Origin of the sequence: Pseudomonas sp. Z8(2022), from assembly GCF_025837155.1 — a bacterium.
Taxonomy (GTDB): Bacteria; Pseudomonadota; Gammaproteobacteria; order Pseudomonadales; family Pseudomonadaceae; genus Aquipseudomonas.
This window is the reverse complement of the sequence record NZ_CP107549.1, coordinates 2,555,280-2,579,444: the sequence shown is the minus strand read 5'-3', so window position 1 is coordinate 2,579,444 and position 24,165 is coordinate 2,555,280. Positions and strand designations below refer to the sequence as shown.

Genomic DNA, 24,165 nt, shown 5'->3' with positions numbered 1-24,165 from the left:
CCTAAAATGGGTCAATGAGCGGTTACAGAAACAGGATAGTAACGTTCAGCCATCATCGAATTGTTACTAAAAATGTCTGACCCGAGGGTGAATTTGCCCTCCGGGCAGAACTCACCCTCGCACGTCCGGCAGTGAGCCAATTCACCGTCGTGAGACGTTGTAGGGTGTTGAACCAAGCACGGAGCGAAAAGCTCCGAATCGCATTGCTCAACTTCGCTTGTATAGGAAGCACCGAGCCTGGCATGTACCTGCCAGTTCATTTGATCGGCATGCGTCAGGGGCCAACCCTGGGGTGTGAAGCTCGATTAACAATGTCTCGCTCTTATGAGGGTGTTATCCGGTGACGGAGAACGCTATACGTCCGAATTGCACGGACGTAACGAGGCTAATGACCCAACCCGCATGGCTAACGCATGTGAATCGTCGCCTGAACCTTCGTAACTACGGTGTAGTGGTCAACAATTCCCGGACACAGAATTGAGTTTTTCTTCCGCAACCGCCGGCGGTACGAAGCCGTTGTGCTGATGCGGCCTTATCCAGTTGTACCGCTGCATGAGGTAGCGGCCGATGTCCTGCTCGGCCAACGCTGTCGTCATGTAACCCACTGTCGGCACCCACTCCGTTTTCAGGCTACGAAACAGCCGCTCCATGGGCGAATTGTCGTAACAATTTCCCCTTCGGCTCATGCTCTGAATCATCCGATAGCGCCAGAGCCGTTGGCGGAAACCCCGGCTGCCATATTGGCTGCCCTGGTCGCTGTGAAACAGCACGCCTTGTGGTCTGCCACGCATCTCGTAAGCCCTGTCGAGCGCTTTGACGACCAGTTCCGCATCAGGCTTGGCGGACATCGCCCAACCCACCACTCTGCGGCTGTACAAGTCCAAGACCGCCGCCAGATAGCTCCATCGACCCTCTGCCCAGATATACGTGATGTCGCCACACCAGACCTTGTTTGGCGCAGCCACGGTGAACTTGCGATCAAGCACATTGGGAATGTCGGGGCGCTCGACCGTGGCCTTCTTGTACGCATGAGAACCGGGCTGTTTGCTGATCAGTCCTTGTTCCTTCATCAATCTTCTGACTCTGAAACGCCCGACGTTAACGCCTTCATCCCGCAGCATGGCAACCAGACTGCGACTGCCCGCTGAGCCACGACTTTGGTTGAACAGCTCGTTGACACGACTGCGTAGGTTCACTCGGCGGACATCGATATGACGCCGCCGGGCCAAGTGGGCGTAATAACAAGACCGGGGTAGCTCGAAGACTGAACACAACAGTTGAACAGGGTAGTGCTTTACCAACTGCCGAATCGACTTCAACGTCTGCGCCCGTGTTCCTCGGCCATCAAGAGCGCAGTGGCCTCCTTTAATATTTTCTTCTCAAGCTCCAGCCGGTTGATACGGGCCTGAAGCTCCTGAATGGTCTGCTGCTCCGGTGTGAGCGCCTTGGCAGTGGGCGTAACGCCCCCGCGCTCCAGCTGCAACTGGGTAACCCAGCGGCGCAATAAGCTCTCACCTACATCGAGAGATCTGGCGGCCTCGGGACAGCTGTAGCCTTGGTCGAGCACCAGGCTGGCAGCCTCTCGCTTGAAAGTCGGGGTGAAGGTACGTCGTTGTCTGCTCATCGAACACCTCTGTATGGCGAGCATTCTCGCCCTAAATGGGTGTCTGGGGTTAGTAGACCACTACACGGATAGGCCTACGGCAATTATTGGCCTTAGCCAAAATCGGCATGTAGTCGGACAGCGCAGTGGGATGATGCGCTGCGGTACCAATACGACTACCGGGGGAAAGACGAAGCCTAAACGGGGAATAGATGCGACTCGGGGAACGTGGCAATCCCGACCACTCGCCTGACCAGCAGCATGGTCAGGCAGGCAAACCGCAAGGGGCGCTGATGGGTGTGGGGAATGGGAGGATGCAAGAAGCGAATGGCTGCCTGTAATGGGTGGCATACCGGTTGAAACATCACCGGCAGGGGCAACCCTGGCTGACGTGCATCTGGTTTACGAGCGCAAGAAGAGCCGCTGATTCCAGCGATAACCAAACGACCCTATGGGCGACTACTGCCCATAGGGGAGTAGTCCGTCCTGAATGTCGTTCATCTCAGGAGGACTGTATGAAAACGCAACCAGCAACACCGGTCGCGTCTGCGCCCTCCGGCGGAGTGATGAATTGGCACGATCTTGATTGGGCCACCATTCAGCAAGCCGTTCGGAAAACGCAGCTAAAGATTGCGGAGGCAACACAGGAAGGTAACTGGCGCAGGGTTAAACGCCTGCAACGGATGCTGACCTATTCGTTTTACGGCCGCTGTTTGGCTGTACGACGAGTCACGGAGAACCGGGGTCGTAAGACTCCGGGCGTCGATGGAGAAACCTGGGGATCGCCCCAGGCCAAGCTCCGTGCTGTGGGAAGTCTGTCGAAACAACGGGGTTATCGGCCCAAACCGCTACGGCGGGTCTGGATACCGAAACCCGGTAAGCTGGAGGAGCGCCCGCTGGGCATCCCGACGATGTTGGATCGGGCCATGCAGGCGCTGCATCTGCAAGCGTTGGAGCCTGTAATAGAAAGCACCAGCGACCCGAAAAGTTATGGCTTCCGGCCTGACCGATCGACCGCTGATGCCATGGTTGAACTTTTCCACCTGCTGGCGCCCGAAGTGGCACCGGCCTGGGTTCTGGAGGGGGACATCAAGGGCTTCTTCGACAACATCAACCACGAGTGGCTATGCCGAAATGTTACGATGGACACCAAGGTACTGCGCAAGTGGTTAAAAGCCGGGGTTATCGACCGGCGACAACTCATGGCAACGGAAGCCGGGACGCCGCAGGGTGGAATTATTTCGCCCTGTCTGGCCAATGCCACTCTGAACGGTCTGGAAACTCAGCTGAAACGTCATCTGGCGAAGAAGCTAGGCATCAAGAAGGCCGAGAAGACCAAGGTGCAGTGTGTACGGTATGCGGACGACTTCGTGATCCTGGCGGCCTCGAAAGAGCTGCTGGAGGAAGAGGTCAAGCCCTGGGTAGAGCAATTCCTGTCAGTACGAGGGGTTGAGTTATCTCGGGAGAAAACGCGCATCACGCACATTCACCAAGGATTCGATTTCTTGGGGTGGAATTTCAGGAAGTACGTGCCGAAGTCACCACGCAGGAAGGCCAAGCTGCTGATCAAGCCCTCGAAGAAGAACGCCTCGGCGTTGTATCGGAAGGTGCGCGAGATCATCAAAAGTAGTGGGGCACTGACGCAGGAAGCGTTGATCGGCCAACTGAACCCGGTACTGAAGGGGTGGGCACAATACCATTCCCCGGTCGTGGCAAAACAAACCTTCAGCAAGCTGGATTATCTGATCTTTTGGCGAATCTGGAGGTGGGCGAAACGGAGGCATCCAAGGAAGTCGGCTGATTGGATCAGGAATAAATACTTCCGATCCATAGGCGGGCAGAACTGGGTGTTCGCGTACCCCTACAAGAATGGTAAGGGAGAAAAGCAGTACCGCCGGCTATACCAGTTGGCGGGAACCGCAATCGTGCGTCACAAGCGTCTACCTGGGGCTTACAACCCCTATGATGTGGAGCACGAGCTGAAGTGGGAGGCATTGAGAGTTCAACGGATGCAGCACAAGCTGCGTTATCGGGGGCAGATACTCAGTATCTTCCGCAGACAAAAGGGGCTTTGTGCCCTTTGCGGGCAAGCGGTGAGTAAGGAAACGGGCTGGCACGATCACCACGTCATCAGGCGTGTGGACGGCGGCTCGGATACTTTACGTAATCGCACCCTGCTTCATCCCAACTGCCACGCGCTGGTTCACAGCCAGCGCCAAGAGGTAACTCTACGATTCAGCGGCTTATAGCTGTAGAATCCGACGCAACACTTCGTACGTTGCCGGCCAAGCTACTTGGTTTTTCGTAAGCTTGAGCCGTATGCGGTGAAAGCCGCACGTACGGTTCTTAGGGGGGGGCGGGCCAGTAATGGTCTGTCCCTACCCGATTGCTTTCCTCACATGACGGTTTTCCATGAGTTATCAGGTTCTTGCACGAAAATGGCGTCCGCGCTCGTTCCGCGAAATGGTCGGCCAGACCCATGTGCTCAAAGCCCTGATCAACGCTCTGGACAGCCAGCGCCTGCACCACGCCTATCTTTTCACCGGCACCCGCGGTGTGGGCAAGACCACCATCGCCCGGATCATCGCCAAGTGCCTTAACTGCGAAACCGGCATCAGCTCCACGCCTTGCGGCACCTGCTCGGTATGCCGGGAGATCGACGAAGGCCGCTTCGTCGACCTGATCGAAGTGGACGCTGCCAGCCGCACCAAGGTCGAGGACACCCGCGAGCTGCTCGACAACGTGCAATATTCGCCGAGTCGTGGTCGCTTCAAGGTCTACCTGATCGACGAAGTGCACATGCTTTCCACCAGTTCCTTCAACGCGCTGTTGAAGACCCTGGAAGAGCCGCCACCTCACGTCAAATTCCTGCTTGCCACCACCGACCCGCAGAAGCTGCCGGTCACCGTGCTGTCGCGCTGCCTGCAGTTCTCGTTGAAGAACATGCCGCCGGAGCGGGTGGTCGAACACCTGACCCACGTGCTCACTGCCGAGAACGTACCGTTCGAGAACGACGCGTTGTGGCTGCTTGGCCGTGCTGCCGACGGCTCGATGCGCGATGCCATGAGCCTGACCGATCAGGCCATCGCCTTTGGTGAAGGCAAGGTCTTGGCTGCCGATGTGCGCGCCATGCTCGGTACGCTGGATCACGGCCAGGTTTATGGTGTGCTGCACGCGTTGATCGAAGGCGATGCACGCGCCTTGATCGAGGCGGTGCGCCACCTGGCAGAGCAGGGGCCGGACTGGAACGGCGTGCTCTCGGAAATGCTCAACGTGCTGCACCGCGTGGCGATTGCCCAGGCGTTGCCGGAAGCGGTCGACAACGGCCAGGGTGACCGTGAGCGCGTGCTGCAGCTGGCCCAGGCGCTGCCGGCCGAAGACGTTCAGTTCTATTACCAGATGGGCCTGATCGGCCGTCGTGACCTGCCGCTTGCGCCTGAGCCGCGCAGTGGCTTCGAGATGGTGCTGTTGCGCATGCTGGCCTTCCGCCCGGCTGGAGCCGATGACGCGCCCAAGGTCGTGCTAAAGCCCTTGGGGATCAGCCAGGCCACTGCTGATTCCCGACAAAGCCCAGTGGCCGGCACCGCTATGCCGGCTCCCGTGGTTTCTGCCGCTGCCCCTGTTGCCGCGTCGCCTGCGCCTGTCTCGGTGGTTGCGGCTGAGCCCAGCCCTGTAGCGCCTGCTCCGAGTGTCGCTGCGGTTGTGAGCGAGCCGGTTGCGCCAGTCGAATCCCCGGCTGCCAGCCTGCCGCCAGAGCCAGAGCCAGAGCCAGAGCCAGAGCCGGTCGGGGCGGCTGCGGTCGATGTGCCGTGGGCTACCACTGAGCCGGCCCAGCCGACAGACATCAATGCTCCTTCTCTGCCCGAGGTACGCGTCGAGGCGCCTGCGCCTGTTCAGAGCGAGCCGATGCCGTCCGCGCCCTTGCAACCGACGCCGGTCGAGATGCCGGTTGCGGGCGCGATGGGGCAGGTCGTGGCGGATGCGGACAGTGGCGATGATGAGCCGCCACCCGGCGACTACGACTATGTCGAAATGGACGCCGAAGCGCTCGACTACGATTTCGGCCAGCCCGAAGCCGAAACACCGGTGGTCGAAGAACCCCTGCCGGCAGCCAAACCCGCTACCGGACTGGCAGCAGAATGGCTGGCGCTGTTCCCGCAGCTCGGCCTGGGCGGCATGACCGGCAGCATCGCGGCCAACTGCACGCTGATCGAAGCCAATGGCGACGATTGGCTGCTGCACCTGGATCCGGCGCACAGTGCGTTGTTCAATCCGACCCAGCAGCGCCGTCTCAACGATGCCCTGAACCAGCAGCAGGGACGCAGCATCAGATTGCGTATCGAACTGTGCAAGCCCGAGCAGGAAACCCCGGCGCAGGCCGCTGCCCGTCGCCGTGCGGAACGCCAGCGCAGCGCCGAGGCATCGATCCATGCCGACCCGCTGGTGCAGCAGATGATTCAACAGTTCGCCGCCAAGGTGCGCGACGACAGCATCGAACCTATCGATACCCCCAGCTAACACCCCCGAATACCGAGGATACCGACATGATGAAAGGTGGCATGGCAGGCCTGATGAAGCAGGCCCAGCAGATGCAGGAAAAAATGCAGAAAATGCAGGAAGAGCTGGCCAATGCCGAAGTTACCGGTCAGTCCGGTGCCGGCCTGGTGAGCGTGGTGATGACCGGTCGCCATGACGTCAAGCGCATCACCCTGGACGACAGCCTGATGCAGGAAGACAAGGAAGTGCTGGAAGACCTGATTGCCGCTGCGGTCAATGACGCCGTGCGCAAGGTCGAGCAGAACAGCCAGGAAAAAATGGCCGGCATGACTGCAGGGATGCAGCTTCCCCCCGGCTTCAAAATGCCCTTCTGAGCATGTGATGCCCAGCCGGCACGCACTACTGCGTTGCGAAAGGCCCCGAGCATCCTCATTTACAAACGTAAACTCCGGTGCTCGGGGCCTTTCGCGCCTTGTATTGCATACCGTCTGATCGCCCCCTCCGGATTGGGTGGTGTTAAAGACGCGCAAGCCAGATGGGTGAGTGTCTAGCCCGGATGCAATCCGGGCATCCTGTATGCCCTGTTTCCCAGGGGTGCCCCCGGACCTTCAACCTGTAGGAACGCCATGAGCTTCAGCCCCCTGATTCGTCAGTTGATCGATTCCCTGCGCATCCTGCCCGGCGTGGGCCAGAAAACGGCTCAGCGCATGGCGCTGCAGTTGCTCGAGCGTGATCGCAGTGGCGGTCAGCGCCTGGCTCAGGCGCTCAATGCGGCGATGGAAGGTGTGGGGCACTGCAAGCGCTGCCGCAGTCTGAGCGAGGATGAGGTCTGTCAGCTGTGTCTCGACGAGCGGCGCGATGACAGTCTCCTCTGTGTGGTCGAGGGGCCAATGGACGTGCATGCGGTGGAACAGACCGGTTACCGTGGCCGTTACTTCGTGCTCAAGGGACATCTTTCGCCGCTCGATGGCCTGGGGCCGGAGGCCATCGGCATTCCCGAGTTGCTCGAACGTATCGATGCCGGTGCCTTCAGCGAGGTGATCCTGGCCACCAACCCCACAGTGGAAGGCGAAGCCACCGCTCACTACATCGCGCAGATCCTGGCGGGCAAGGGCCTGGTCGCCTCGCGCATTGCCCACGGCATGCCACTGGGCGGCGAGCTGGAACTGGTCGACGGCGGCACGCTGGCTCATGCCCTGGCCGGGCGCCGTCCGATCAGTCTGTAAGCTGTCAGATCCTCCGTTCGGAGTGGCTGTGATCACTGACATCCTGCGTCGTATCGCTCTGCCGCTCCTGCTGGGCGCGCCTCTGGTCGCTCAGGCGCAATGCCCGAGTGGTCAGATTCAGGTGTGTCTGGCTGGCTCCTGTCTTTGTGTTCCCGATCCGGTGCGTGTCCGTGAAGACGGCCTGAACCTGGCTGCTGCCCGGCTGGAGGCCTGGTTGCTGCAATCGCGCCAGGCAGCGGTGCGGGCGGGCACCGAGCCCATCCCCCTGATGATTCGCGCGCAACTGGCGCCGTTCTATGACGAGGCGTTGCTCGATGCCGTGCGCTTTCGCGTAGGCATTACCGAGGAGATGGACGCCGCAACGGTCATGCTGCAGAACCCGGACGTGCAGGCCGTTACCCTGATCGACGTGGTGGTGTTTCGCGATGCGCAAGCGGCTGCCGAGGATCCTGTGCTCTGGGCGCATGAACTCTGGCATGTGCAGCAATACCGCGAGTGGGGCAGCGATGGATTCGCTCGGCGTTACACTCGTGATTTCCAGTCGGTTGAAGGGCCGGCCTACGAAATGGGCGAGCGGGTGAGAAAGGCGTTGCGTGAGCAGAATTGAAACGCCCGCTTGAAAACCAAGCAAGCGCTAGGTTAGGGTGGCGAAAACAATAACGGGAGTACCCGCATGGCCGCCCTTCAGTCCTATTTCGATGAGTCTCACCAAATGGTTCGTGATTCCGTTCGGCGTTTCGTCGAGCGGGAAATCCTGCCCTTTATCGATGAGTGGGAGGAAGCTGAAGAGTTTCCCCGCGAGCTGTACAAGAAGGCGGGTGACGCCGGCATCCTCGGCATCGGCTTCCCCGAGCATTTGGGCGGTAGTCACGAGGGTGACCTGTTCGCCAAGATTGCCGCCAGTGAAGAGCTGATCCGCAGCAGTTCCACCGGCCTGGTCTCCAGCCTGTGCTCGCTGGACATCGGCCTGCCGCCGGTGCTCAAGTGGGCCAAGCCGCACATTAGTGACCGTGTGGTGCCCGAGGTGCTGGCCGGCGACAAGATCATTGCCCTGGCCATTACCGAACCGGGTGGCGGCTCCGACGTGGCCAACCTTAAGACCCGCGCGGTCCGCGATGGCGACTACTACCGCATCACCGGCAGCAAGACCTTCATCACCAGCGGCACCCGCGCCGACTATTACACCGTGGCGGTGCGCACCGGTGGTGAAGGCTTTGGTGGCGTCAGCCTGCTGCTGGTGGAGAAGGACACCCCCGGTTTCAGTGTCGGCCGCAAGCTGAAGAAGATGGGCTGGTGGTGCTCGGATACCGCCGAGCTGTTCTTCGATGACTGCCGGGTGCCGGTGGAGAATCTGATCGGCATGGAGAACATGGGCTTTGCCGGGATCATGGCCAACTTCCAGAGCGAGCGTCTGGCGCTGGCGCTGATGGCCAACGTCACCTCGGAAATGGCGCTGGAAGACGCGCTGGCCTGGGCACGTGAGCGCAAGGCATTCGGCAAGCCGATCCACAAGTTCCAGGTGCTCAAGCATCGCCTGGCGGAGATGGCTACCCAGCTGGAGGTGTCGCGCGAGTTCACCTATCGCCAGGCGGCGAAGATGGCGGCCGGCAAGAACGTGGTCAAGGAGATCTCCATGGCCAAGAACTTCGCCACCGACGTTTCCGACCGCATCGTCTACGACGCCACGCAGATCCTCGGCGGCATGGGCTTCATGCGCGAGAGCCGGGTCGAACGGCTGTATCGCGATAATCGCATCCTCTCCATCGGCGGCGGCACGCGGGAAATCATGAACGAGATCATCTCCAAGCAGATGGGGCTCTGATCGGGCCGCGGGAGTGACTGCCGGCGCGATCCTCCCGCAGCTTCACAAGGCTTGCCGCCAAAGCGCCTCCTGCGGACACGAGTGCTCAGGAGGCGACCTGGCTCTGGGTGACCTGGCGCAGACGGGCGATATCGCGTTGCGGCGGGGCGCCGAACAGGCGGCTGTACTCGCGGCTGAACTGCGAGGGGCTTTCATAGCCCACGCGGTAGCTGGCCGCGGCCGCTTCGAGGTTGTCGCAGAGCATCAGGCGGCGGGCTTCCTGCAGGCGCAGTTGCTTCTGGTACTGCAGCGGGCTGAAGGCCGTGACGGCCTTGAAGCGGTGATGCAGGGTTGACGGGCTCAGGTTCACCTCGCGGGCCAGCTCCTCGATACGCAGCGGCTGATCGAAGTTCTTGCGCAGCCACTCGATGGCGCGGGATATGCGCTGACTCTGGCTGTCGGCGATCACCACTTCATGCAGGCGATGTCCCTGTGGACTGAGCAGCATGCGATAGAAGATTTCGCGCAGCGCCAAAGGCGCCAGCATGGCGATGTCTCGAGGGGTTTCCAGCAGGCGCAGCAGGCGGATCACCGCATCCAACAGGCGCGGGTCGAGGCGGTCGAGGAACAGCGCGCGTTGCGACGCCGCGTCAGGCGCCGGGATGGGCGGCATCTCGGTGAGCAGGCTGCTGATCAGTGCCGGGTCGATTTCCAGGGCAATGCTCAGGTAGGGCGCCTCGGGACTTGCTTCGATCACCTGGCCGGTTACCGGCAGCACCACTGAGGCCACCAGGTAATTGAGTGGATCGTAAACATAGCGTTCATCGCCGAGGCGGATCTCCTTGCGGCCCTGGGCGATGATGCACAGGCAGGGATCGTAGACCGTCTGAATCGGCAGGCTGGGCGATGTGGCGCGTGCCAGCTTGAGGCCGGGAATTGCCGTGAGGTGCAGGCCGTCCTCGGGCACGAAGCGCTCAACGAGGCGGGCCATTTCATGGCTGAGTTCGGCAAGAGGAGTGTCGAGGTTTGTGGCGGTGTGTGACTGCATGGCGCGCCTCCGGGAAGTCAGCGAAGCCTATCCCGGTTTTTCAGGCAAGTCATGAAGTCGGCAGGATTAGGCAAATATTTGCCAGTAATGGGCAAATGCCTAGCGATGAAGAGTGTTTCAAGCAGTCGTTCCACTCCTCATGTCTGAGCCATTCGATTCGTGGTTGTGCAGTTTTAGGCAAGAATATGCCAGTAATCGACTAACGACCCGGTGACTTGCTCGCTAATCTCTGTAGCCATCGCGCCGAGCCTCTGCCTTGGCCTGAATACATGCATTAGTCCCGTCACCGCTGAGCGGTGCCCAACCAGTGATCAGGGAGCCCCCATGTCCAGCAAATGGCTGATCGCGCCGCTGACGCTCTTGCTGCTCGCCACGGCCTGGCTCGATTCCAGAGCCCTTGGCGATGCCGCTTTCGCCGAACCGCAAGCAGCGCCCCATGTACTGCAGCGAAATGCTGCAGGTCTGTACTGATTCAATTCCAGGAGGTTGCCATGAGCATCATTCACCGTATGACCCTTCGCGCCCGCCAGGATCGCTCGATACGTCTGGGGCAGTGCCTGGCTCGACTGGATGAGGTGGGGCGAGACATGCCCGGTTGCCTGCGCCTGCAGATTTTTCCCTCGCGCAGTGATCCGCTGACCTGGCAGGTGGAAGGGCAGTGGCGCTCCGCTGGAGCGCGAGACGCTTTCCTCGGTAGTGAAGGCGTGCGCCTGATTTTGGCGCAAGCGATAGATGAGGGGCTGTTCACCCATCTCGAGTGTGCCGTGGAGCTGGAACAGCAGGTCGCCTGAGGTCGCGCCAGATAGCATCCATGTGGCAGGGGGCATCTCCAAACTGCCCGACTTGCCTTTGTGAATTTATCTCTATAGATTTTCATGAAATTAATTATTTTAAATTTCATGAGTTTCTATGTTTCGCCACTCCAATGAACATGTCGATAGCTACTACGCCCATAGCTGCAGAGACCGTCTGACGCACCATCCGGTGCTGCGGGGGGCGTTGCAGTGCGATGTGCTGGTCATCGGCGCCGGGTTCAGCGGGTTGCATACTGCTCTGCGTCTTGCCGAGGCGGGGCGGCACGTGATTCTGCTGGAGGCCAGCCGCGTCGCCTGGGCCGCCTCCGGGCGCAACGGTGGGCAGGCGATCCTGGGGTGGTCCTGCGATATGCAGCCGCTGGAGAAGGCGCTTGGCATCGAGCGAGCCCGCCGGCTGTGGGACAGCATGACCTGGGCCGCCCATGAGCTGCGTGAGCTGCCACAGCGCCATGGCTTCGATTGCGATTACCGCCGTGGCCATCTGTGGACGGCGGTGCTGCCGAGGCGCGTGGCGATGCTGCACGAATGGCAGGAGCAGGCCGCCTACAAATGGGGGCACCGTGCGCTGCAGTTCGTTTCCCGCGAGCAGATGCCGGGGTGGGTCGCCAGCGAGCGTTATCGCGCCGGTCTGTACGATCCCGAAGCGGGGCATCTGAACCCGCTCAAGCTGGCACTCGGCCTGGCCGAGGCCTTCGTCCGCGCCGGTGGACAGATCTTCGAGCAGAGCCGTGCGCTGAGCCAGGACGCCCATGGCGGTGGTTACCGCGTGCATACCGAGCAGGGCAGCGTGCAGGCCGAGCAGCTGGTGCTGGCCTGCAACACCTATATCGACAGCCTGGAGCCACGCCTGGCGCGACGCATCCTGCCGGTCGGTACCTATCAGATCGCCACCGAGCCGCTGGGCGCCGAACGTGCCGAGGCGCTGTTGCCGCGCAACGCCTGCATCACCGATAACCAGTTCGTTCTCGATTACTTCCGCCGCACACCGGACCACCGCCTGCTGTTCGGCGGTGGCTGCACCTATCTCGGCGGCCTGCCCAGGGATATGGCCGCGGCGACCCGGCCTTTTCTCGAACGCGTGTTCCCGCAACTGGCAGGAGTGGCCATCGACTTCGCCTGGGGCGGCCATATCGACGTTACCCGCGCCCGCACCCCGGATATCGGCGGTGAGAATGGTCGCTACTGGCTACAGGGTTTCTCCGGTCATGGCGTGTTGCCGACCCTGGCGGCTGCGCGTGCGGTCAGCGATGCCATCCTCGGCGATGGCGACGAACTGGCGCTGTACCAGCAACTGCGCAATCCCGACTTCCCGTTTGGCGAACGCCTGGCAGCTCCATTGGAAGCCATCGGCAAGGCCTGGTATCGCCTGCGGGATCATTTCTGATGAGCGGCTTCTGACGATGGACAAGCACGAAGAGATGGCGGCGCTGGCCGTCCTGATCCACGACCTGCGCAAGCACAAGAAGGTGACCCTGAACGAGCTGGCCGAGCGCATCGGCCGTTCGGTGGGCTTTCTGTCGCAGGTCGAGCGCGGCCTATCGCGGCCGACGGTGGCGGACCTGACGGCCATCAGCGAGGCGCTCGACGTACCCACCACCTACTTCTACAACCTGCCCAAGCCCAAGGCGCTGGACTGGGTCACTCGTCCGGACGAGCGCCGCACCCTGTACCTGGGCGGTGGCATTACCGACATCATGGCCTCGCCGACGTTGCAGGGCGCCTTCATGGTGGTCGACAGCCTGCTAGAGCCCGGGGCCAGCAGTGGCGAGCGGCAGATGAGCGACCGCTCGGAGCAGGCCGGCTACGTGATCGAGGGTCAGCTGACACTATGGCTGGGCGAGGACGAACAAAGCGCCACCCTGTACCCCGGCGATGCCTTCCAGGTGCCGAGTTACGCGCGGCTGCGCTATGCCAACCAGGGTGAAACCCCGGCGCGCGTGCTGTGGATCTATACCTGAACCTTTTTCGTGAACCGGAAATAATCACAATGAACGCCACCCCAGTCGATTTGCTCGACGAAGTCCGCCAATTCCGCAATTCCCACCCCGAGGTGCGCTTCGTAGACCTGATCTGCCTAGACATTCCCGGGCACTTCTATGGCAAGCGCTATCCCATCGAGATGCTGGAGAAGGTCGCCGCCGGCAGCGCCCTGAAGCTGCCGCAGAACTGCGTGCTGCTCGGTGCCCAGGGCGGGCTCTACGAAATCGGTGACTACTGTTTCCACGATGGTGATCCGGATGCACCGCGGCGGCTGATTCCCGGCACGCTCAAGCTGGTGAACTGGGAGCGCCAGCCGCTGGGGCAGATGCTGATCAGCTCCGATGGCACCGACGCGCCCATCGAGTTCGAACCGCGTGAGGTGCTGGCGCGCGTGGTACAGCGCCTGGCCGCGCGCGGTATTCGTCCGGTGGTGGCCTTCGAGCTGGAGTTCTATCTGTTCGACAAGGCGCTCAAGGACGGTCTGCCGCAGTACCCGCGCGATGATCTGAGCGGCGACGCCGATGACCAGCCGAACATGCATATCGAGCGCCTGTCGCGCTTTGCCGACGTGCTCGATGACATCAGCCAGACCGCGCGTCTGCAGGGCATCGATACCACGGTGATCACCGCCGAGATCGGCCCGGGGCAGTTCGAGATCAACTTCAGCCACAACGCCGATCCGATGCAGGCGGCCGACTGGTCGGCGCTGTTCTGCCGCTTGACCCGAGGTGTGGCGCTCAAACACGGCCATCGCGCCAGCTTCATGGCCAAACCGTATCTGCAGTATCCGGGCAGCGGCATGCATATCCACGTCAGCCTCTACGACGAGGCCGGCGACAACCTGCTGGCCCGTGATGAGCAGCGCCCGTTGCGCCACGCCGTGGCCGGCTGTCTGGAGTTGCTGCCGGAGCTGATGCCGGTCTATGCGCCGAACCACAACAGTTACCGCCGCTTCGGTGCCCAGGTGAATTCGGCGAGCAAGGCCAGCTGGGGCTTCGAGGATCGCGACGCCTGTGTGCGCATTCCGGAGTCGGACGCGCGCAATCTGCGCCTGGAGTTCCGTTTGCCGGGTGCCGATGCCAACCCTTATCTGGTGCTGGCGGCGCTGCTGACCTGCATCGAACACGGGCTCGATGCCAAGGCCGAGCCCATCGCACCGCTCAATGACGACCGTGCCAGCGGCGTCGACTTTCCCAAGGACATGCTCGACGCCGTGCGCCGCATGCAGGCCAGCGAGTGCGTTGCTACCGGCCTCGGCAGCGAGTTCGTCATGGTCTATTGCGAGAACAAACGCCAGGATCACCTGGCCTTCATGCACGACATCAGCCCGCGCGAATACCGCTGGTACCTGTGATGTCCCGGATCGAAGGAGGCGACATGAACAACCCGAAAACCGCACATTGGCAGGCCCTCAGCCAGGCCCACCACCTGGCACCGTTCAGTGATTACAGGCAGCTGGCCGAGAGCGGTCCGCGCATCATCACCGAGGCCAAGGGCGTGCATCTGTGGGACAGCGAGGGCCACAAGATCCTCGACGGCATGGCCGGCCTGTGGTGCGTGGCCGTGGGCTATGGCCGCGAGGAGCTGGTCGAGGCTGCTGCCCGGCAGATGCGTCAGCTGCCGTTCTACAACACCTTCTTCCAGACTGCCCACCCGCCGGTGCTGGAGCTGGCCCACGCCATCTCCCAGCTGGCGCCGGCCGGCATGAACCACGTGTTCTTCACTGGCTCGGGGTCCGAAGGCAACGACACCATGCTGCGCCTGGTGCGCCACTACTGGGCGTGCAAGGGCCAGCCGACGAAGAAGATCATCATCGGCCGCGAGAACGGCTACCATGGCTCCACCGTGGCCGGCGCCAGCCTCGGCGGCATGAAGTTCATGCACGAGCAGGGCGACCTGCCGATTCCGGGCATCGCCCATATCCCGCAGCCGTACTGGTTCGGCGAGGGTGGCGAACAGTCGCCGGAAGAGTTCGGCATCTGGGCCGCCGACCAGTTGGAGAAGAAGATTCTCGAGCTGGGTGAAGAAAATGTTGCCGCGTTCATTGCCGAGCCGATTCAGGGCGCCGGTGGCGTGATCATCCCGCCGGAAACCTACTGGCCGCGGATCAAGGAAATCCTCGACAAATACGACATCCTGTTCGTTGCCGACGAGGTGATCTGCGGTTTCGGCCGTACCGGCGAGTGGTTCGGCAGCCAGTACTACGACCTCAAGCCTGATCTGATGACCATCGCCAAGGGGTTGACCTCGGGCTATGTGCCGATGGGAGGGCTGATCGTCAGCGACAAGGTGTTCGAGGTGATCGAGGCGCATGGCGACTTCAACCACGGCTTCACCTATTCCGGCCACCCGGTGGCCGCTGCGGTGGGCCTGGAGAACCTGCGCATTCTCAGGGAAGAAGGCATCGTCGAACGGGTGAAAACGGAAACGGCACCGTATTTGCAGAGCCGTCTGCGTGAGCTGGCGGATCACCCGCTGGTGGGTGAAGTGCGTGGTGTCGGCATGCTCGGCGCCATTGAACTGGTACAGGACAAGGCCACGCGCAAGCGCTTCCCGGGCGAAGTGGGCGTAGGCATGGTGTGCCGCGGCCACTGCTTCAACAACGGTCTGATCATGCGCGCGGTGGGCGACACCATGATCATCGCGCCGCCGCTGGTGATCAGCCAGGCGGAAGTGGATGAGCTGGTAGAGAAAGCACGCAGGTGTCTGGATCTGACCTGGGAGCAGCTGCGTAGCTTGGCGTAATCTCGCAGTACGGTGGGAGGGGCTTTAGCCGCGACAGGAACAACCCGCTGCTATAAGCCGCCTCACAAAAAACGAAACCCCGCGACCTTACCGGTGGCGGGGTTTTGTTTTTCAGTCGCTTACTTGAGGCTGTTCTTCAGCATTTGCGCTGCCTGATCCAGGGCGGTACGTACCGCCGGGAGTTCGGCTACCACATTGAGCAGGCCGTAGTCATGGATCATGCCGTTGTAGCGCACTGCAGTCACCGGCACGCCTGCGGCGTTCAGGCGGCGGGCGTAGGCTTCGCCTTCATCACGCAGCACGTCCATCTCTGCAGTCTGCACCAGAGCCGGCGGCAGGTCTTTGAGCTGCTCCAGGCTGGCGCGCAGCGGCGATGCGTAGATCTCGTTACGTTGCCTGGCGTCGGTGGTGTAGTTGTCCCAGAACCATTCCATCATGCCGCGGGTCAGGAAGTGCCCTTCGGCGAACTGGTTGTAGGACGCGTTGTTGAAATTGGCGTCGGTCACCGGCCACAGCAGAACCTGGGCACGCAGTTTCGGCGTACCGGCTTCCTTGGCCTTGATGGCAACCACCGCAGCCATGTTGCCGCCAACGCTGTTGCCGGCCACGGCCAGGCGCGAACCGTCGACACCGATCTGGCTGCCGTTGTCGGCTACCCACTTGGTCGCCGCGTAGGCTTGATTGATCGCGGTCGGGTATTTGGCTTCAGGCGATGGCGTGTAGTTGACGTAAATCGCTGCGGCGCCGGAGCCCACCACCAGATCGCGGATCAGGCGTTCGTGGGTCGTGTAGTCACCCAGTACCCAGCCACCGCCGTGGAAGAACATGAAGCCCGGCAGGACGCCGCGAGCACCCTCAGGACGCACCACCTTGAGGGTCAGCGTCTGGCCATTCACCTCGATCACCTTGGTATCCACCTGGATACCGGACAGGTCCACCTCGACGCTGGCTTGCGCGCCCACCAGCACGGCGCGGGCATCTTTGGGCGAGAGGGTTTCCAGCGGTTGCCCACCGCCGGCTGCCAGAGCGTCGAGGAAACCTTGGGTGTTGTGTTCCACGCCGGGGCTGCCGGCGGCGAAGCTGCTGTTGATGGCCAGGGCGAGCAGCCCGGCAGTCACAGTGCGAGAAATTTTCATGGTCAAACTCCTGTCTATCAGTGGGCGGCGGGCTGTCAGTTCTGGGTGGTGCAAACGCTGGAGAGTTGTTTGTAGTGGAGGACTTCCACGTCACCCGCGCTGTTGCGGTAGGTCATCTTCGCCGTCACCACTTCGCACTGCGGGCTATTGGGCACGTCGATGGAAATCACCTTGGCGATATCCAGGTTCTGGCCATAGCGGTAAGGCGTGGCCTCGGCGCTGTGGGCGAGGGTGGTGAGCGATGCGCTGAGTGCGAGGGCAGTCAGGGCGGTAGCGAACAGGGGGCGAGTTTTCATGGTAGTTCTCCTCTCGGGCCGCGCTCGGGCTCTGGCCGCGAGCGCTGGCTGCTATCTGTCAGACGATGGTCAGGGTGACGTCGATGTTGCCGCGGGTGGCGTTGGAGTACGGGCAGACGATGTGCGCGCGGTCCACCAGGGTCTGTGCGGCCTCGCGATCCAGGCCGGGCAGGCTGATGCGCAGTTCCACTTCGATGCCGAAACCGGTGGGGATGGCGCCGATACCGACGGTACCTTCGATGAAGGTGTCTGCCGGGATGCTCAGCTTGTCGCGGGCAGCGACGAATTTCAGGGCGCCGAGGAAGCAGGCAGAGTAGCCGGCGGCGAACAGTTGTTCCGGGTTGGTACCGTTACCGCCGGCGCCACCGAGTTCTTTCGGGGTGGTCAGGGCGATATCCAGGATGCCGTCGGAGGAAACGGCGCGGCCTTCACGGCCACCAAAGGCTTCAGCGGTTGCACGGTAGAGAACGTTTTCGATAGTCATGGCGGTGATCCTTGTCAGTAATGGAGTTATGGATTGGCTCGCTAATGTTTTGTGTGCTAACCGGTTCCATGAGGTGAACTTTATTTCGCAAAAGGTTAGTGCGCAAGATAAATATATGGAAGATTTCGCTATAACTACTTAGATTTCAGGAATAAGCAGATGCGGCGCGGCTTGTGGCAGTGGGCTACGGAGAAGATTGCCGATTCGGTCGGCAGAAGTCAGCGCTCAGAAACGGCTTCCGAGCGCCATCGGAGTGCTGGTGAGCTGACAAGGTGCGGATCTGGGTTATGCACTGGTGCTCCAGCGAAGAGCACCAGGGGACAGGCTGGTATCGCCAGGAAGATCAGAGTGCGTCTTGCAGATGGCCGCGCAGTTCGACCAGATCGTCACGCAACTTGGTCAGCTTATCCAGGGTCAATGCCGAGGCCTTGAGAATGCAGGCAGGCAGTGCCTTGGCCTGTTCGTGCAACGCGCGACCCTTGTCCGTGAGATAAAGCTGCACCACGCGCTCATCCTGACTGCTGCGCTGGCGTTGCAGCAGGCCTTCGCTTTCCAGGCGCTTGAGCAGCGGCGTCAATGAGCCCGGGTCGGTCAGCATGCGTGCGCTGATCTCGCTGACGGTGATGCCCTCGTTCTCCCACAGCACCAGCATGGCCAGGTATTGCGGATAGGTGAGACCGAGCGCCTGCAGCAGCGGCTTGTAGGTCTTGGTCATCATCAGCGAGGTGGAATAGAGGGCGAAGCACAGCTGGTTATCCAGCATCAGCTCTGCGCAGGGTTCCACTTGGGACGTCATGGCGTTGACCTATGCAAGGGTGGTGGGTGTTGTCGGCAAGCGGTGCGGGCTGGCCCGCACCTGATGGCATCAACCGCAGGATACGCGGGTGATCACTCGCTGATCATCGACGTTGAGGTTAAGGCGTTGACCATTGTATTCCAAGGTCACCATGCTGCTGGGTGTCAGTATGCGCGCGGTGCTGGCACCGGCTTGCTGACGCGCCTGTTCGAGCAGTTCCGGGGTCGCGATCTTGCCTTCGAGGTGCTGGACAGCGGAAGAGGTGCAGCCCAGGCCCGGCTCGGCAGGTTTAGTTGCCGGTTCGGATTTTTCGGCAGTGCTGCTGCAGCCGGCTGCGAACAGGGCGGCGGCGAGAATCAGGCTGAAACGAGTCTTGAGGTTCAACGCTGTGGGCTCCTTTGCCATGGGTATAGCGTTCATTGGGCGCCTTCAAGGCGGGCCAGGCGCTCTTCGAGCGCGGCGATGCGCGCTTCCAGTTCGACCAGGCGATCTTCGTTAGGTGCCCCGGCCTCGGTGCGAGCGGTCGGGCGGTTGGCCAGGAGGCTTTCCAGGTCGGCCGGCTCACCCAGCAGGTGCATGTAACGATCTTCGCGCTGGCCACTCTGACGCGGCAGCAACACGGCCAGGCCGCGCCCGATCAGACGCTCCAGCTGGTGCTGGACTTCGGCGACATCATCGAAGTCATGCATGCGGTTGCTGCGCGTGAGCAGTTCATTGAGGGTTTGCGGGCCTCGCAGCAGAAGCAGTCCAAGCAGCACCGTCTGCGGTTTGACCAGCTCCAGCTGCTTGTCGCACCGCTGTTCCCAGCGGTCGGCGCGGCTGCCCATGACCAGATGCACCAGGCCTCGGCCTTCCAGGCTGCGCAGATAACGCCCGACTTCTCCGGTTTCCAGATTCATCAGCGGTTCGCGACTGGTTTTCTGATTGCAGGCCAGCTGCACCGCGTTGAGCGTCAGCGGGTAGGTTTCCGGCGTGGTCAGCTGCTTCTCGATCAGGCAACCGAGGATACGCACTTCGATGGCGTGCAATGGGGTTTCACCAACCAGCGGGGAAGGGGTGTGCGACATGGACCGATCCTGACAGAAAGAACCTGCCTAGGTTAACGGCATCCGTCCCTGGCCAACAGGTTTGATGTGTGTTCAGGCATGACTTCGCTAAGCTAACGGCCATCAGCCGCTGGAGGGGCCATGAACGAGAACAGGAAGGTCGCTTTGATCATCGGGGCCGGTGACGCCACCGGTGGTGCCATTGCCCGGCGTTTCGCCCGTGAGGGGTACGTCGCCTGTGTCACTCGGCGCAGCCTGGAAAAACTGCAGCCGTTGCTGGAGGCGATCCGCAGTGAAGGTGGCGAGGCCCATGGGTTTGCTTCCGATGCGCGACGTGAAGAACAGGTAGCCGAGCTGGTCGAGGGCATCGAACGTGACATCGGGCCAATCGAGGTGATGGTCTTCAATATCGGCGCCAACGTGCCGTGCAGCATCCTCGACGAGACGGCGCGCAAGTATTTCAAGATCTGGGAAATGGCCTGCTTTGCCGGCTTCCTCACCAGCCAGGCGGTGGCCAGGCGCATGGTCACGCGCGGGCGCGGCACCATTCTGTTTACCGGTGCCACCGCCGGCCTGCGCGGTGCTGCCGGATTCGCCGCCTTCGCCGGTGCCAAGCACGGTATCCGCGCGCTGGCACAGAGCATGGCGCGCGAGCTGGGACCGATGAACATCCACGTTGCCCATGTGGTGGTGGACGGTGCCATCGATACCGCCTTTATCCGCGACAGCTTTCCCGAGCTGTACGCGAGGAAGGATCAGGACGGCATCCTCGACCCCGAGCATATCGCCGAGAGTTACTGGTTCCTGCATGCTCAGCCCCGCGATGCCTGGACGTTCGAGCTGGACCTGCGCCCGTGGATGGAGCGCTGGTAAGCTGCGCCAGGCCAACAGGCACAAAACACGAGCGAGTGAAGCTGATGAGCAAGACGGTGGAGTTTTTCTTCGATCTGGGCAGCCCGGCATCCTACCTGGCCTATACCCAGTTGCCGGCGCTGTGCCGCGAGTGCAGCGTCGAGCTGATCTATCGTCCGATGCTCCTGGGCGGCGTGTTTCAGGCGACCGGTAATGCCTCGCCGGCGATGATCCCGGCCAAGGGCCGCTACATGATCCGGGACCTGGCGCGCTATGCCGAACGCTACGGCGTGCCGATGCGCTTCAATCCGCATTTCCCGATCAATACCCTGAGCCTGATGCGCCTGCTGGTGGCGGTGCAGTTGCATCAGCCCGAACGTTTCGCTGATGCCTTGCAGGCGCTGTTTCAGGCCATCTGGGTGGAAGGGCTGAACATAGGCGATCCGCTCAAGGTGGCAGGCGTGCTGGAGGCAGCGGGTTTTGATGCGGCCGTCTTGCAGCAACAGATTGCCGAACCGGCGGTGAAGGAAACGCTCAGGGCGACCACCGAGGAGGCGGTAAAGCGCGGCGTGTTCGGCGCGCCGACCTGCTTCGTCGGCGACGAGATGTTCTTCGGCCAGGATCGGCTGGATTTCGTTCGTGACGCACTGACCGACTGAGGGCTGGCACAATGGCGGGACTGTTTTCCGCCCAGCCGAGCGACCGATGAACCCCGAAGCGCTGAAACTCCTGGTGACCCGCCGCATGCCTTATGGCAAGTACAAGGACCGGCTGATTGCCGATCTACCGGGCCATTACCTCAACTGGTTTGCCCGCGAGGGCTTTCCCAAGGGGGAACTGGGGCAACTGTTGGCCCTGATGCAGGAGATCGATCACAACGGTCTCAAGCCTCTGCTCGATCCCTTGCGCGAGCGCCAGTAGGCCGGTTTTTGCCCGGGCTACTGGCGCTTTGTGCAGCGAAAGTCTCAATGCCAGTTGCGACCGTGATCCAGCTTCTGGTCCACCAGCCATTTGCCATGGGCGATAGAGGCATGCTGGGCCTTGCTCAGGTCATCCATGAAGGCGTAATCCAGCGGCAAGGTCTGGCGTTTGCTGGTGTTGCCATCGGGGTCGGTAATCTGGCAACCACCGGCCCAGGGGGTTGGCAGGCCGGGGTGTTCCATCACGCTGGCGTGAATGATGTGATCGCGATGGGTGCAGGTTAGCGCGCTCATGAGGTCACCTCTTGGACCAAGGCGCCGCCCTCGGTGTCGACGCTACACCGAGGTTCCAGCCGGGTGCCGGTAGCGGCGCCGCGTGGATGAGTGGTGCGTCTGTTCCCTTACCTTAGCCCGGATACCGCGGCTGCGGGTGTTGCCCGACAAACGCACAGGGGCTGGCAATGGCCGGCCCGATGCCTGCTGGCGAAACCTCTACTCGGCTGCCTCGCCCACCTTGTTCACGGTTCTTGGCTTGGGCGCCAAGCGTGTTGCCAGACGCATCGAGAAGGTAACCAGGCGCTGGTACAGTGCCGGCATGCTGCGCTGCATCCAGTCCAGGGCATGGGCATCGGTGCCGATGAGAATGCGCCGCTTGTTGGCCAGTACCCCGTTTACGATGACCTTGGCAGCCTGTTCCGCAGTGGTGCGCAGGAACTGGTCGTTGAACTGCTGACGCGCCTGTTCGGTGTCCTGGCCGGTGATCCTGGCCAGGCTGTCGTTCATTCGTGCGGTCCTGGCGATGTTGGTGCGGATGCCCCCCGGGTGCACGCAACTGGCGGATACCCCGCAGGCAGCCATGTCCAGCTCCTGACGCAGCGACTCGGTAAAGCCGCGCACGGCGAATTTGCTGGCGTTGTAGGCGCTCATGCCGGGCTGGGAGAACAGGCCGAATACGCTGGAGAGATTGATCACATGCCCCTGGCCAGTCGCCTTGAGGTAAGGCAGAAAGGCCTTGGTGCCATTGACCACGCCCCAGAAGTTGATGTTCATGATCCATTCGTAGTCGGCGTGATCGTTGCCCTCCACGGTGCCACCCTGTGCCACGCCGGCATTGTTGAAGATGGCATTGACCCGGCCGAACTCGCTGACGACCTGTTCGGCCCAGGCCTCCACGGCGGCGCGGTCGGCGACGTCTACGCGCTGTTCGCTGACGCTGACGCCGAGCTTGCGCGCCTGCTCGGCAGTCTCTCTGAGCCCCTCGATATCGATGTCGGACAGCGCCAGATGACAACCCTGACGCGCCAGATGACAGGCGAGGGCGCGGCCGATACCGGAGCCGGCGCCGGTGATGGCGGCGACCTTGTTTTCGAAGGATTTCATGCGCGGACCTCCAGATCATGGGGGATGGCACTGCTCTGCGCCGGGTGAGCGGGTTGCCGGCGGCTGAAGTGGTAGGCGTACGGATCGAAATTGCGCGTCAGCATGCGAAAACGCCAGGTGAAACCCGGCCACACCGTACAGTTGCGTCCGCTGACCGGATGCAGGTACCAGCTCATGCAGCCACCGGCATTCCACACGGTGCTGCCGAGGTTGCCCTGAATCTTGCAGTTGAAGGCGTCCTGCGCCTCGCGCTTGGGTTCCAGGCTTTGCAACCGGCCCTCCTCGAGTTGCCTGAGGGCAGCGAGCACATAGGTGATCTGCGATTCGATCATGTAGACCATGGAGTTGTGGCCCAGGCCGGTGTTCGGCCCCATGAGGAAGAACAGGTTGGGAAACCCGGCGGTCATGGTGCCCTTGTAGGCTTCCGGGCCTTCGGGCCAGGTGTCGAGCAGGTCGACACCGCCGCGACCGAACACCATGCCTCGCGGCAGCGGGTCGCTGGGGGTGAAGCCGGTACCGAAGATGAGGGCATCGACTTCGCGCACCTGCCCGTCGGCGGTACGCACGGCGTTCGGTAGGATTTCGGCAATGCCGGCGGTGATAACCTCGACATTGGCCTGGGTCAGCGCCGGATAGTAGTCGTTGGAAATCAGTACGCGCTTGCAGCCCATGGTGTAGTCCGGGGTGACCTTGGCGCGCAGCTCCGGGTCCCTGATCTGCTTGCTGATGTACAACTTGGCGATGCCCTGAGCCATGCGCAGCAATCGCGGGGCAAAGGCGAAGGCGATCACCCGGCTTTCGAGGATGCCGTACAGCGCGCCGCGCCAGAGCTTCTGCGCCAGCGGAAAGCGGCGGAAGCGCTGGCGTTCGCCATCGCGGATGGCGCGATCTGGCTTGGGCATGATCCACGGCGCGGTGCGCTGGTAGAGGTCGAGTCGTGCCACCCGCTTCTGAATCTGCGGCACGAACTGGATTGCCGAAGCGCCGGTGCCGATCACCGCCACGCGTTTGCCGGTCAGGTCATAGTCGTGGTTCCACTGCTGCGAATGGAACACCTCGCCGGTGAAGTGCTCCAGACCCTTGAGCCTGGGAATCGAAGGCGTCGAAAGGGCACCCATGCCGGAGACCACGAATTGCGCGCTGTAGTGGTTGCCGGCGCGGTCCTGCAGGTGCCACAGCTCGGCGTGTTCATCCCAGCGAATCTGCACCATCTCGGTGTTCAGCAGGGTCTTGTCCTGCAGCCGGTATTTCTCCCAGCAGCCTTCCAGATAGGCCTTGATTTCCGGCTGCCTGGCGAACATCCGTGTCCAGTTCGGATTGGGTTCGAAGGAGAAGGAGTACAGGTGCGATTGCACGTCGCAGCCGCAGCCCGGGTAATCGTTTACCCGCCAGGTGCCGCCGACGCCGTCCTCCTTCTCGAACAGCAGAAAGTCCCGTTCGCCCTGCTGCTGGAGGCGGATGGCCATGCCCAGGCCGGAGAAGCCACTGCCCAGAATGGCGATCTTGCAATGGCGGCTAGATGACACGGACGCATTCATGC

26 protein-coding genes are annotated in these 24,165 nt (G+C 61.9%); 15 read left to right on the top strand and 11 right to left on the bottom strand.

Features of this window, described 5'->3' with window-relative positions; translation table 11 throughout:
- Positions 1–455: 455 nt before the first annotated feature.
- Positions 456–1,624 (bottom strand): IS3 family transposase gene (locus OEG79_RS12260; protein WP_264145293.1). Its coding sequence is split into 2 segments (ribosomal slippage): positions 456–1,363 and positions 1,363–1,624, totalling 1,170 coding nucleotides; the frame shifts between segments, so codons are not numbered across the junction.
- Between the two features lie 494 nt (positions 1,625–2,118).
- Between OEG79_RS12260 and ltrA the strand changes: the two genes are divergently transcribed.
- The 6 genes from ltrA (at position 2,119) to OEG79_RS12230 (ending at position 9,148) form a co-directional block, all read left to right on the top strand.
- A complete protein-coding gene (gene ltrA / locus OEG79_RS12255) occupies positions 2,119–3,852 on the top strand; it encodes a group II intron reverse transcriptase/maturase (RefSeq protein WP_264145292.1) in 1,734 nt (577 codons plus the stop codon).
- Between the two features lie 163 nt (positions 3,853–4,015).
- Positions 4,016–6,121: a DNA polymerase III subunit gamma/tau gene (dnaX, locus tag OEG79_RS12250; RefSeq protein ID WP_264145291.1), complete on the top strand. Its 2,106-nt coding sequence runs from the start codon at positions 4,016–4,018 to the stop codon at positions 6,119–6,121.
- A 26-nt stretch (positions 6,122–6,147) separates the two neighbouring features.
- The gene (locus OEG79_RS12245; RefSeq protein WP_003240957.1) at positions 6,148–6,474 is read left to right on the top strand and encodes a YbaB/EbfC family nucleoid-associated protein; all 327 of its coding nucleotides are present in this window, start codon (positions 6,148–6,150) and stop codon (positions 6,472–6,474) included.
- A gap of 252 nt (positions 6,475–6,726) precedes the next feature.
- A complete protein-coding gene (recR, locus tag OEG79_RS12240) occupies positions 6,727–7,326 on the top strand; it encodes a recombination mediator RecR (protein ID WP_264145290.1) in 600 nt (199 codons plus the stop codon).
- A 28-nt stretch (positions 7,327–7,354) separates the two neighbouring features.
- Positions 7,355–7,933, top strand: a complete 579-nt coding sequence (locus tag OEG79_RS12235; protein ID WP_264145288.1) for a DUF4157 domain-containing protein — start codon at positions 7,355–7,357, stop codon at positions 7,931–7,933.
- A gap of 66 nt (positions 7,934–7,999) precedes the next feature.
- Complete coding sequence (locus tag OEG79_RS12230; RefSeq protein ID WP_264145287.1) at positions 8,000–9,148, top strand: acyl-CoA dehydrogenase family protein; 1,149 nt, start codon at positions 8,000–8,002, stop codon at positions 9,146–9,148.
- 85 nt (positions 9,149–9,233) lie between these two features.
- Here OEG79_RS12230 and OEG79_RS12225 read toward each other — a convergent pair whose 3' ends face one another.
- A complete protein-coding gene (locus tag OEG79_RS12225; protein ID WP_264145286.1) occupies positions 9,234–10,175 on the bottom strand; it encodes an AraC family transcriptional regulator in 942 nt (313 codons plus the stop codon).
- Positions 10,176–10,499: 324 nt separating this feature from the next.
- Here OEG79_RS12225 and OEG79_RS12220 point away from each other — a divergent pair, with 324 nt between their 5' ends.
- The 6 genes from OEG79_RS12220 to OEG79_RS12195 all read left to right on the top strand — a co-directional run bounded on the left by OEG79_RS12220 (position 10,500) and on the right by OEG79_RS12195 (position 15,715).
- Positions 10,500–10,646, top strand: coding sequence for a hypothetical protein (locus tag OEG79_RS12220; RefSeq protein ID WP_264145285.1), 147 nt, complete (start codon positions 10,500–10,502; stop codon positions 10,644–10,646).
- 20 nt (positions 10,647–10,666) lie between these two features.
- A complete protein-coding gene (locus OEG79_RS12215) occupies positions 10,667–10,966 on the top strand; it encodes an antibiotic biosynthesis monooxygenase family protein (RefSeq protein WP_264145284.1) in 300 nt (99 codons plus the stop codon).
- Positions 10,967–11,084: 118 nt separating this feature from the next.
- Positions 11,085–12,374 (top strand): NAD(P)/FAD-dependent oxidoreductase, encoded by a 1,290-nt coding sequence (locus OEG79_RS12210; protein ID WP_264145283.1) that lies wholly within the window; start codon positions 11,085–11,087, stop codon positions 12,372–12,374.
- 16 nt (positions 12,375–12,390) lie between these two features.
- Complete coding sequence (locus OEG79_RS12205) at positions 12,391–12,948, top strand: helix-turn-helix domain-containing protein (protein ID WP_264145282.1); 558 nt, start codon at positions 12,391–12,393, stop codon at positions 12,946–12,948.
- A gap of 29 nt (positions 12,949–12,977) precedes the next feature.
- Positions 12,978–14,324, top strand: a complete 1,347-nt coding sequence (locus OEG79_RS12200) for a glutamine synthetase family protein (protein WP_264145281.1) — start codon at positions 12,978–12,980, stop codon at positions 14,322–14,324.
- 23 nt (positions 14,325–14,347) lie between these two features.
- On the top strand, positions 14,348–15,715 hold the full coding sequence (locus OEG79_RS12195; RefSeq protein WP_264145280.1) for an aspartate aminotransferase family protein: 1,368 nt from the start codon (positions 14,348–14,350) through the stop codon (positions 15,713–15,715).
- Positions 15,716–15,834: 119 nt separating this feature from the next.
- On the opposite strand, the gene OEG79_RS12190 is transcribed toward OEG79_RS12195, so the two are convergent.
- The 6 genes from OEG79_RS12190 to OEG79_RS12165 form a co-directional block, all read right to left on the bottom strand.
- On the bottom strand, positions 15,835–16,851 hold the full coding sequence (locus OEG79_RS12190; protein WP_264145279.1) for an alpha/beta hydrolase: 1,017 nt from the start codon (positions 16,849–16,851) through the stop codon (positions 15,835–15,837).
- Between the two features lie 35 nt (positions 16,852–16,886).
- The gene (locus OEG79_RS12185) at positions 16,887–17,147 is read right to left on the bottom strand and encodes a DUF2790 domain-containing protein (RefSeq protein WP_264145278.1); all 261 of its coding nucleotides are present in this window, start codon (positions 17,145–17,147) and stop codon (positions 16,887–16,889) included.
- Positions 17,148–17,205: 58 nt separating this feature from the next.
- On the bottom strand, positions 17,206–17,631 hold the full coding sequence (locus OEG79_RS12180; RefSeq protein ID WP_264145277.1) for an organic hydroperoxide resistance protein: 426 nt from the start codon (positions 17,629–17,631) through the stop codon (positions 17,206–17,208).
- A gap of 343 nt (positions 17,632–17,974) precedes the next feature.
- A complete protein-coding gene (locus tag OEG79_RS12175; RefSeq protein ID WP_264145276.1) occupies positions 17,975–18,427 on the bottom strand; it encodes a MarR family winged helix-turn-helix transcriptional regulator in 453 nt (150 codons plus the stop codon).
- Between the two features lie 69 nt (positions 18,428–18,496).
- Positions 18,497–18,811, bottom strand: coding sequence for an I78 family peptidase inhibitor (locus tag OEG79_RS12170; protein ID WP_264145275.1), 315 nt, complete (start codon positions 18,809–18,811; stop codon positions 18,497–18,499).
- Positions 18,812–18,843: 32 nt separating this feature from the next.
- Positions 18,844–19,494 carry a YceH family protein gene (locus tag OEG79_RS12165; RefSeq protein WP_264145274.1) on the bottom strand — a complete coding sequence of 217 codons (651 nt, stop codon included), beginning with the start codon at positions 19,492–19,494 and terminating at the stop codon, positions 18,844–18,846.
- Positions 19,495–19,614: 120 nt separating this feature from the next.
- On the opposite strand from OEG79_RS12165, the gene OEG79_RS12160 reads away from it, so the two are divergent.
- From OEG79_RS12160 to OEG79_RS12150, 3 genes are read left to right on the top strand one after another with little or no spacing between them, the layout of a single operon-like run.
- Positions 19,615–20,346 (top strand): SDR family oxidoreductase, encoded by a 732-nt coding sequence (locus tag OEG79_RS12160; RefSeq protein ID WP_264145273.1) that lies wholly within the window; start codon positions 19,615–19,617, stop codon positions 20,344–20,346.
- 44 nt (positions 20,347–20,390) lie between these two features.
- Complete coding sequence (locus OEG79_RS12155; RefSeq protein WP_264145272.1) at positions 20,391–20,984, top strand: 2-hydroxychromene-2-carboxylate isomerase; 594 nt, start codon at positions 20,391–20,393, stop codon at positions 20,982–20,984.
- Between the two features lie 46 nt (positions 20,985–21,030).
- Positions 21,031–21,246: a DUF3820 family protein gene (locus OEG79_RS12150; protein ID WP_264145271.1), complete on the top strand. Its 216-nt coding sequence runs from the start codon at positions 21,031–21,033 to the stop codon at positions 21,244–21,246.
- A gap of 44 nt (positions 21,247–21,290) precedes the next feature.
- Here OEG79_RS12150 and OEG79_RS12145 read toward each other — a convergent pair whose 3' ends face one another.
- The 3 genes from OEG79_RS12145 to OEG79_RS12135 form a co-directional block, all read right to left on the bottom strand.
- The gene (locus OEG79_RS12145) at positions 21,291–21,539 is read right to left on the bottom strand and encodes a hypothetical protein (protein ID WP_264145270.1); all 249 of its coding nucleotides are present in this window, start codon (positions 21,537–21,539) and stop codon (positions 21,291–21,293) included.
- 198 nt (positions 21,540–21,737) lie between these two features.
- Complete coding sequence (locus OEG79_RS12140; RefSeq protein WP_264145269.1) at positions 21,738–22,625, bottom strand: SDR family NAD(P)-dependent oxidoreductase; 888 nt, start codon at positions 22,623–22,625, stop codon at positions 21,738–21,740.
- Entirely contained in the window at positions 22,622–24,163 is a 1,542-nt protein-coding gene (locus OEG79_RS12135; RefSeq protein WP_264145268.1) for a flavin-containing monooxygenase, read from the bottom strand. The genes OEG79_RS12140 and OEG79_RS12135 overlap by 4 nt, the downstream gene beginning before the upstream one ends.
- Between the last annotated feature and the right edge of the window lie 2 nt (positions 24,164–24,165).

Coding starts and splice junctions, on each gene's coding strand:
- ltrA (WP_264145292.1), top strand. CDS start 2,119: ATGAAAACGCAACCAGCAACACCGGTCGCGTCTGCGCCCTCCGGCGGA.
- dnaX (WP_264145291.1), top strand. CDS start 4,016: ATGAGTTATCAGGTTCTTGCACGAAAATGGCGTCCGCGCTCGTTCCGC.
- OEG79_RS12245 (WP_003240957.1), top strand. CDS start 6,148: ATGATGAAAGGTGGCATGGCAGGCCTGATGAAGCAGGCCCAGCAGATG.
- recR (WP_264145290.1), top strand. CDS start 6,727: ATGAGCTTCAGCCCCCTGATTCGTCAGTTGATCGATTCCCTGCGCATC.
- OEG79_RS12230 (WP_264145287.1), top strand. CDS start 8,000: ATGGCCGCCCTTCAGTCCTATTTCGATGAGTCTCACCAAATGGTTCGT.
- OEG79_RS12225 (WP_264145286.1), bottom strand. CDS start 10,175: ATGCAGTCACACACCGCCACAAACCTCGACACTCCTCTTGCCGAACTC.
- OEG79_RS12220 (WP_264145285.1), top strand. CDS start 10,500: ATGTCCAGCAAATGGCTGATCGCGCCGCTGACGCTCTTGCTGCTCGCC.
- OEG79_RS12215 (WP_264145284.1), top strand. CDS start 10,667: ATGAGCATCATTCACCGTATGACCCTTCGCGCCCGCCAGGATCGCTCG.
- OEG79_RS12210 (WP_264145283.1), top strand. CDS start 11,085: ATGTTTCGCCACTCCAATGAACATGTCGATAGCTACTACGCCCATAGC.
- OEG79_RS12205 (WP_264145282.1), top strand. CDS start 12,391: ATGGACAAGCACGAAGAGATGGCGGCGCTGGCCGTCCTGATCCACGAC.
- OEG79_RS12200 (WP_264145281.1), top strand. CDS start 12,978: ATGAACGCCACCCCAGTCGATTTGCTCGACGAAGTCCGCCAATTCCGC.
- OEG79_RS12195 (WP_264145280.1), top strand. CDS start 14,348: ATGAACAACCCGAAAACCGCACATTGGCAGGCCCTCAGCCAGGCCCAC.
- OEG79_RS12190 (WP_264145279.1), bottom strand. CDS start 16,851: ATGAAAATTTCTCGCACTGTGACTGCCGGGCTGCTCGCCCTGGCCATC.
- OEG79_RS12185 (WP_264145278.1), bottom strand. CDS start 17,147: ATGAAAACTCGCCCCCTGTTCGCTACCGCCCTGACTGCCCTCGCACTC.
- OEG79_RS12180 (WP_264145277.1), bottom strand. CDS start 17,631: ATGACTATCGAAAACGTTCTCTACCGTGCAACCGCTGAAGCCTTTGGT.
- OEG79_RS12175 (WP_264145276.1), bottom strand. CDS start 18,427: ATGACGTCCCAAGTGGAACCCTGCGCAGAGCTGATGCTGGATAACCAG.
- OEG79_RS12165 (WP_264145274.1), bottom strand. CDS start 19,494: ATGTCGCACACCCCTTCCCCGCTGGTTGGTGAAACCCCATTGCACGCC.
- OEG79_RS12160 (WP_264145273.1), top strand. CDS start 19,615: ATGAACGAGAACAGGAAGGTCGCTTTGATCATCGGGGCCGGTGACGCC.
- OEG79_RS12155 (WP_264145272.1), top strand. CDS start 20,391: ATGAGCAAGACGGTGGAGTTTTTCTTCGATCTGGGCAGCCCGGCATCC.
- OEG79_RS12150 (WP_264145271.1), top strand. CDS start 21,031: ATGAACCCCGAAGCGCTGAAACTCCTGGTGACCCGCCGCATGCCTTAT.
- OEG79_RS12145 (WP_264145270.1), bottom strand. CDS start 21,539: ATGAGCGCGCTAACCTGCACCCATCGCGATCACATCATTCACGCCAGC.
- OEG79_RS12140 (WP_264145269.1), bottom strand. CDS start 22,625: ATGAAATCCTTCGAAAACAAGGTCGCCGCCATCACCGGCGCCGGCTCC.
- OEG79_RS12135 (WP_264145268.1), bottom strand. CDS start 24,163: ATGAATGCGTCCGTGTCATCTAGCCGCCATTGCAAGATCGCCATTCTG.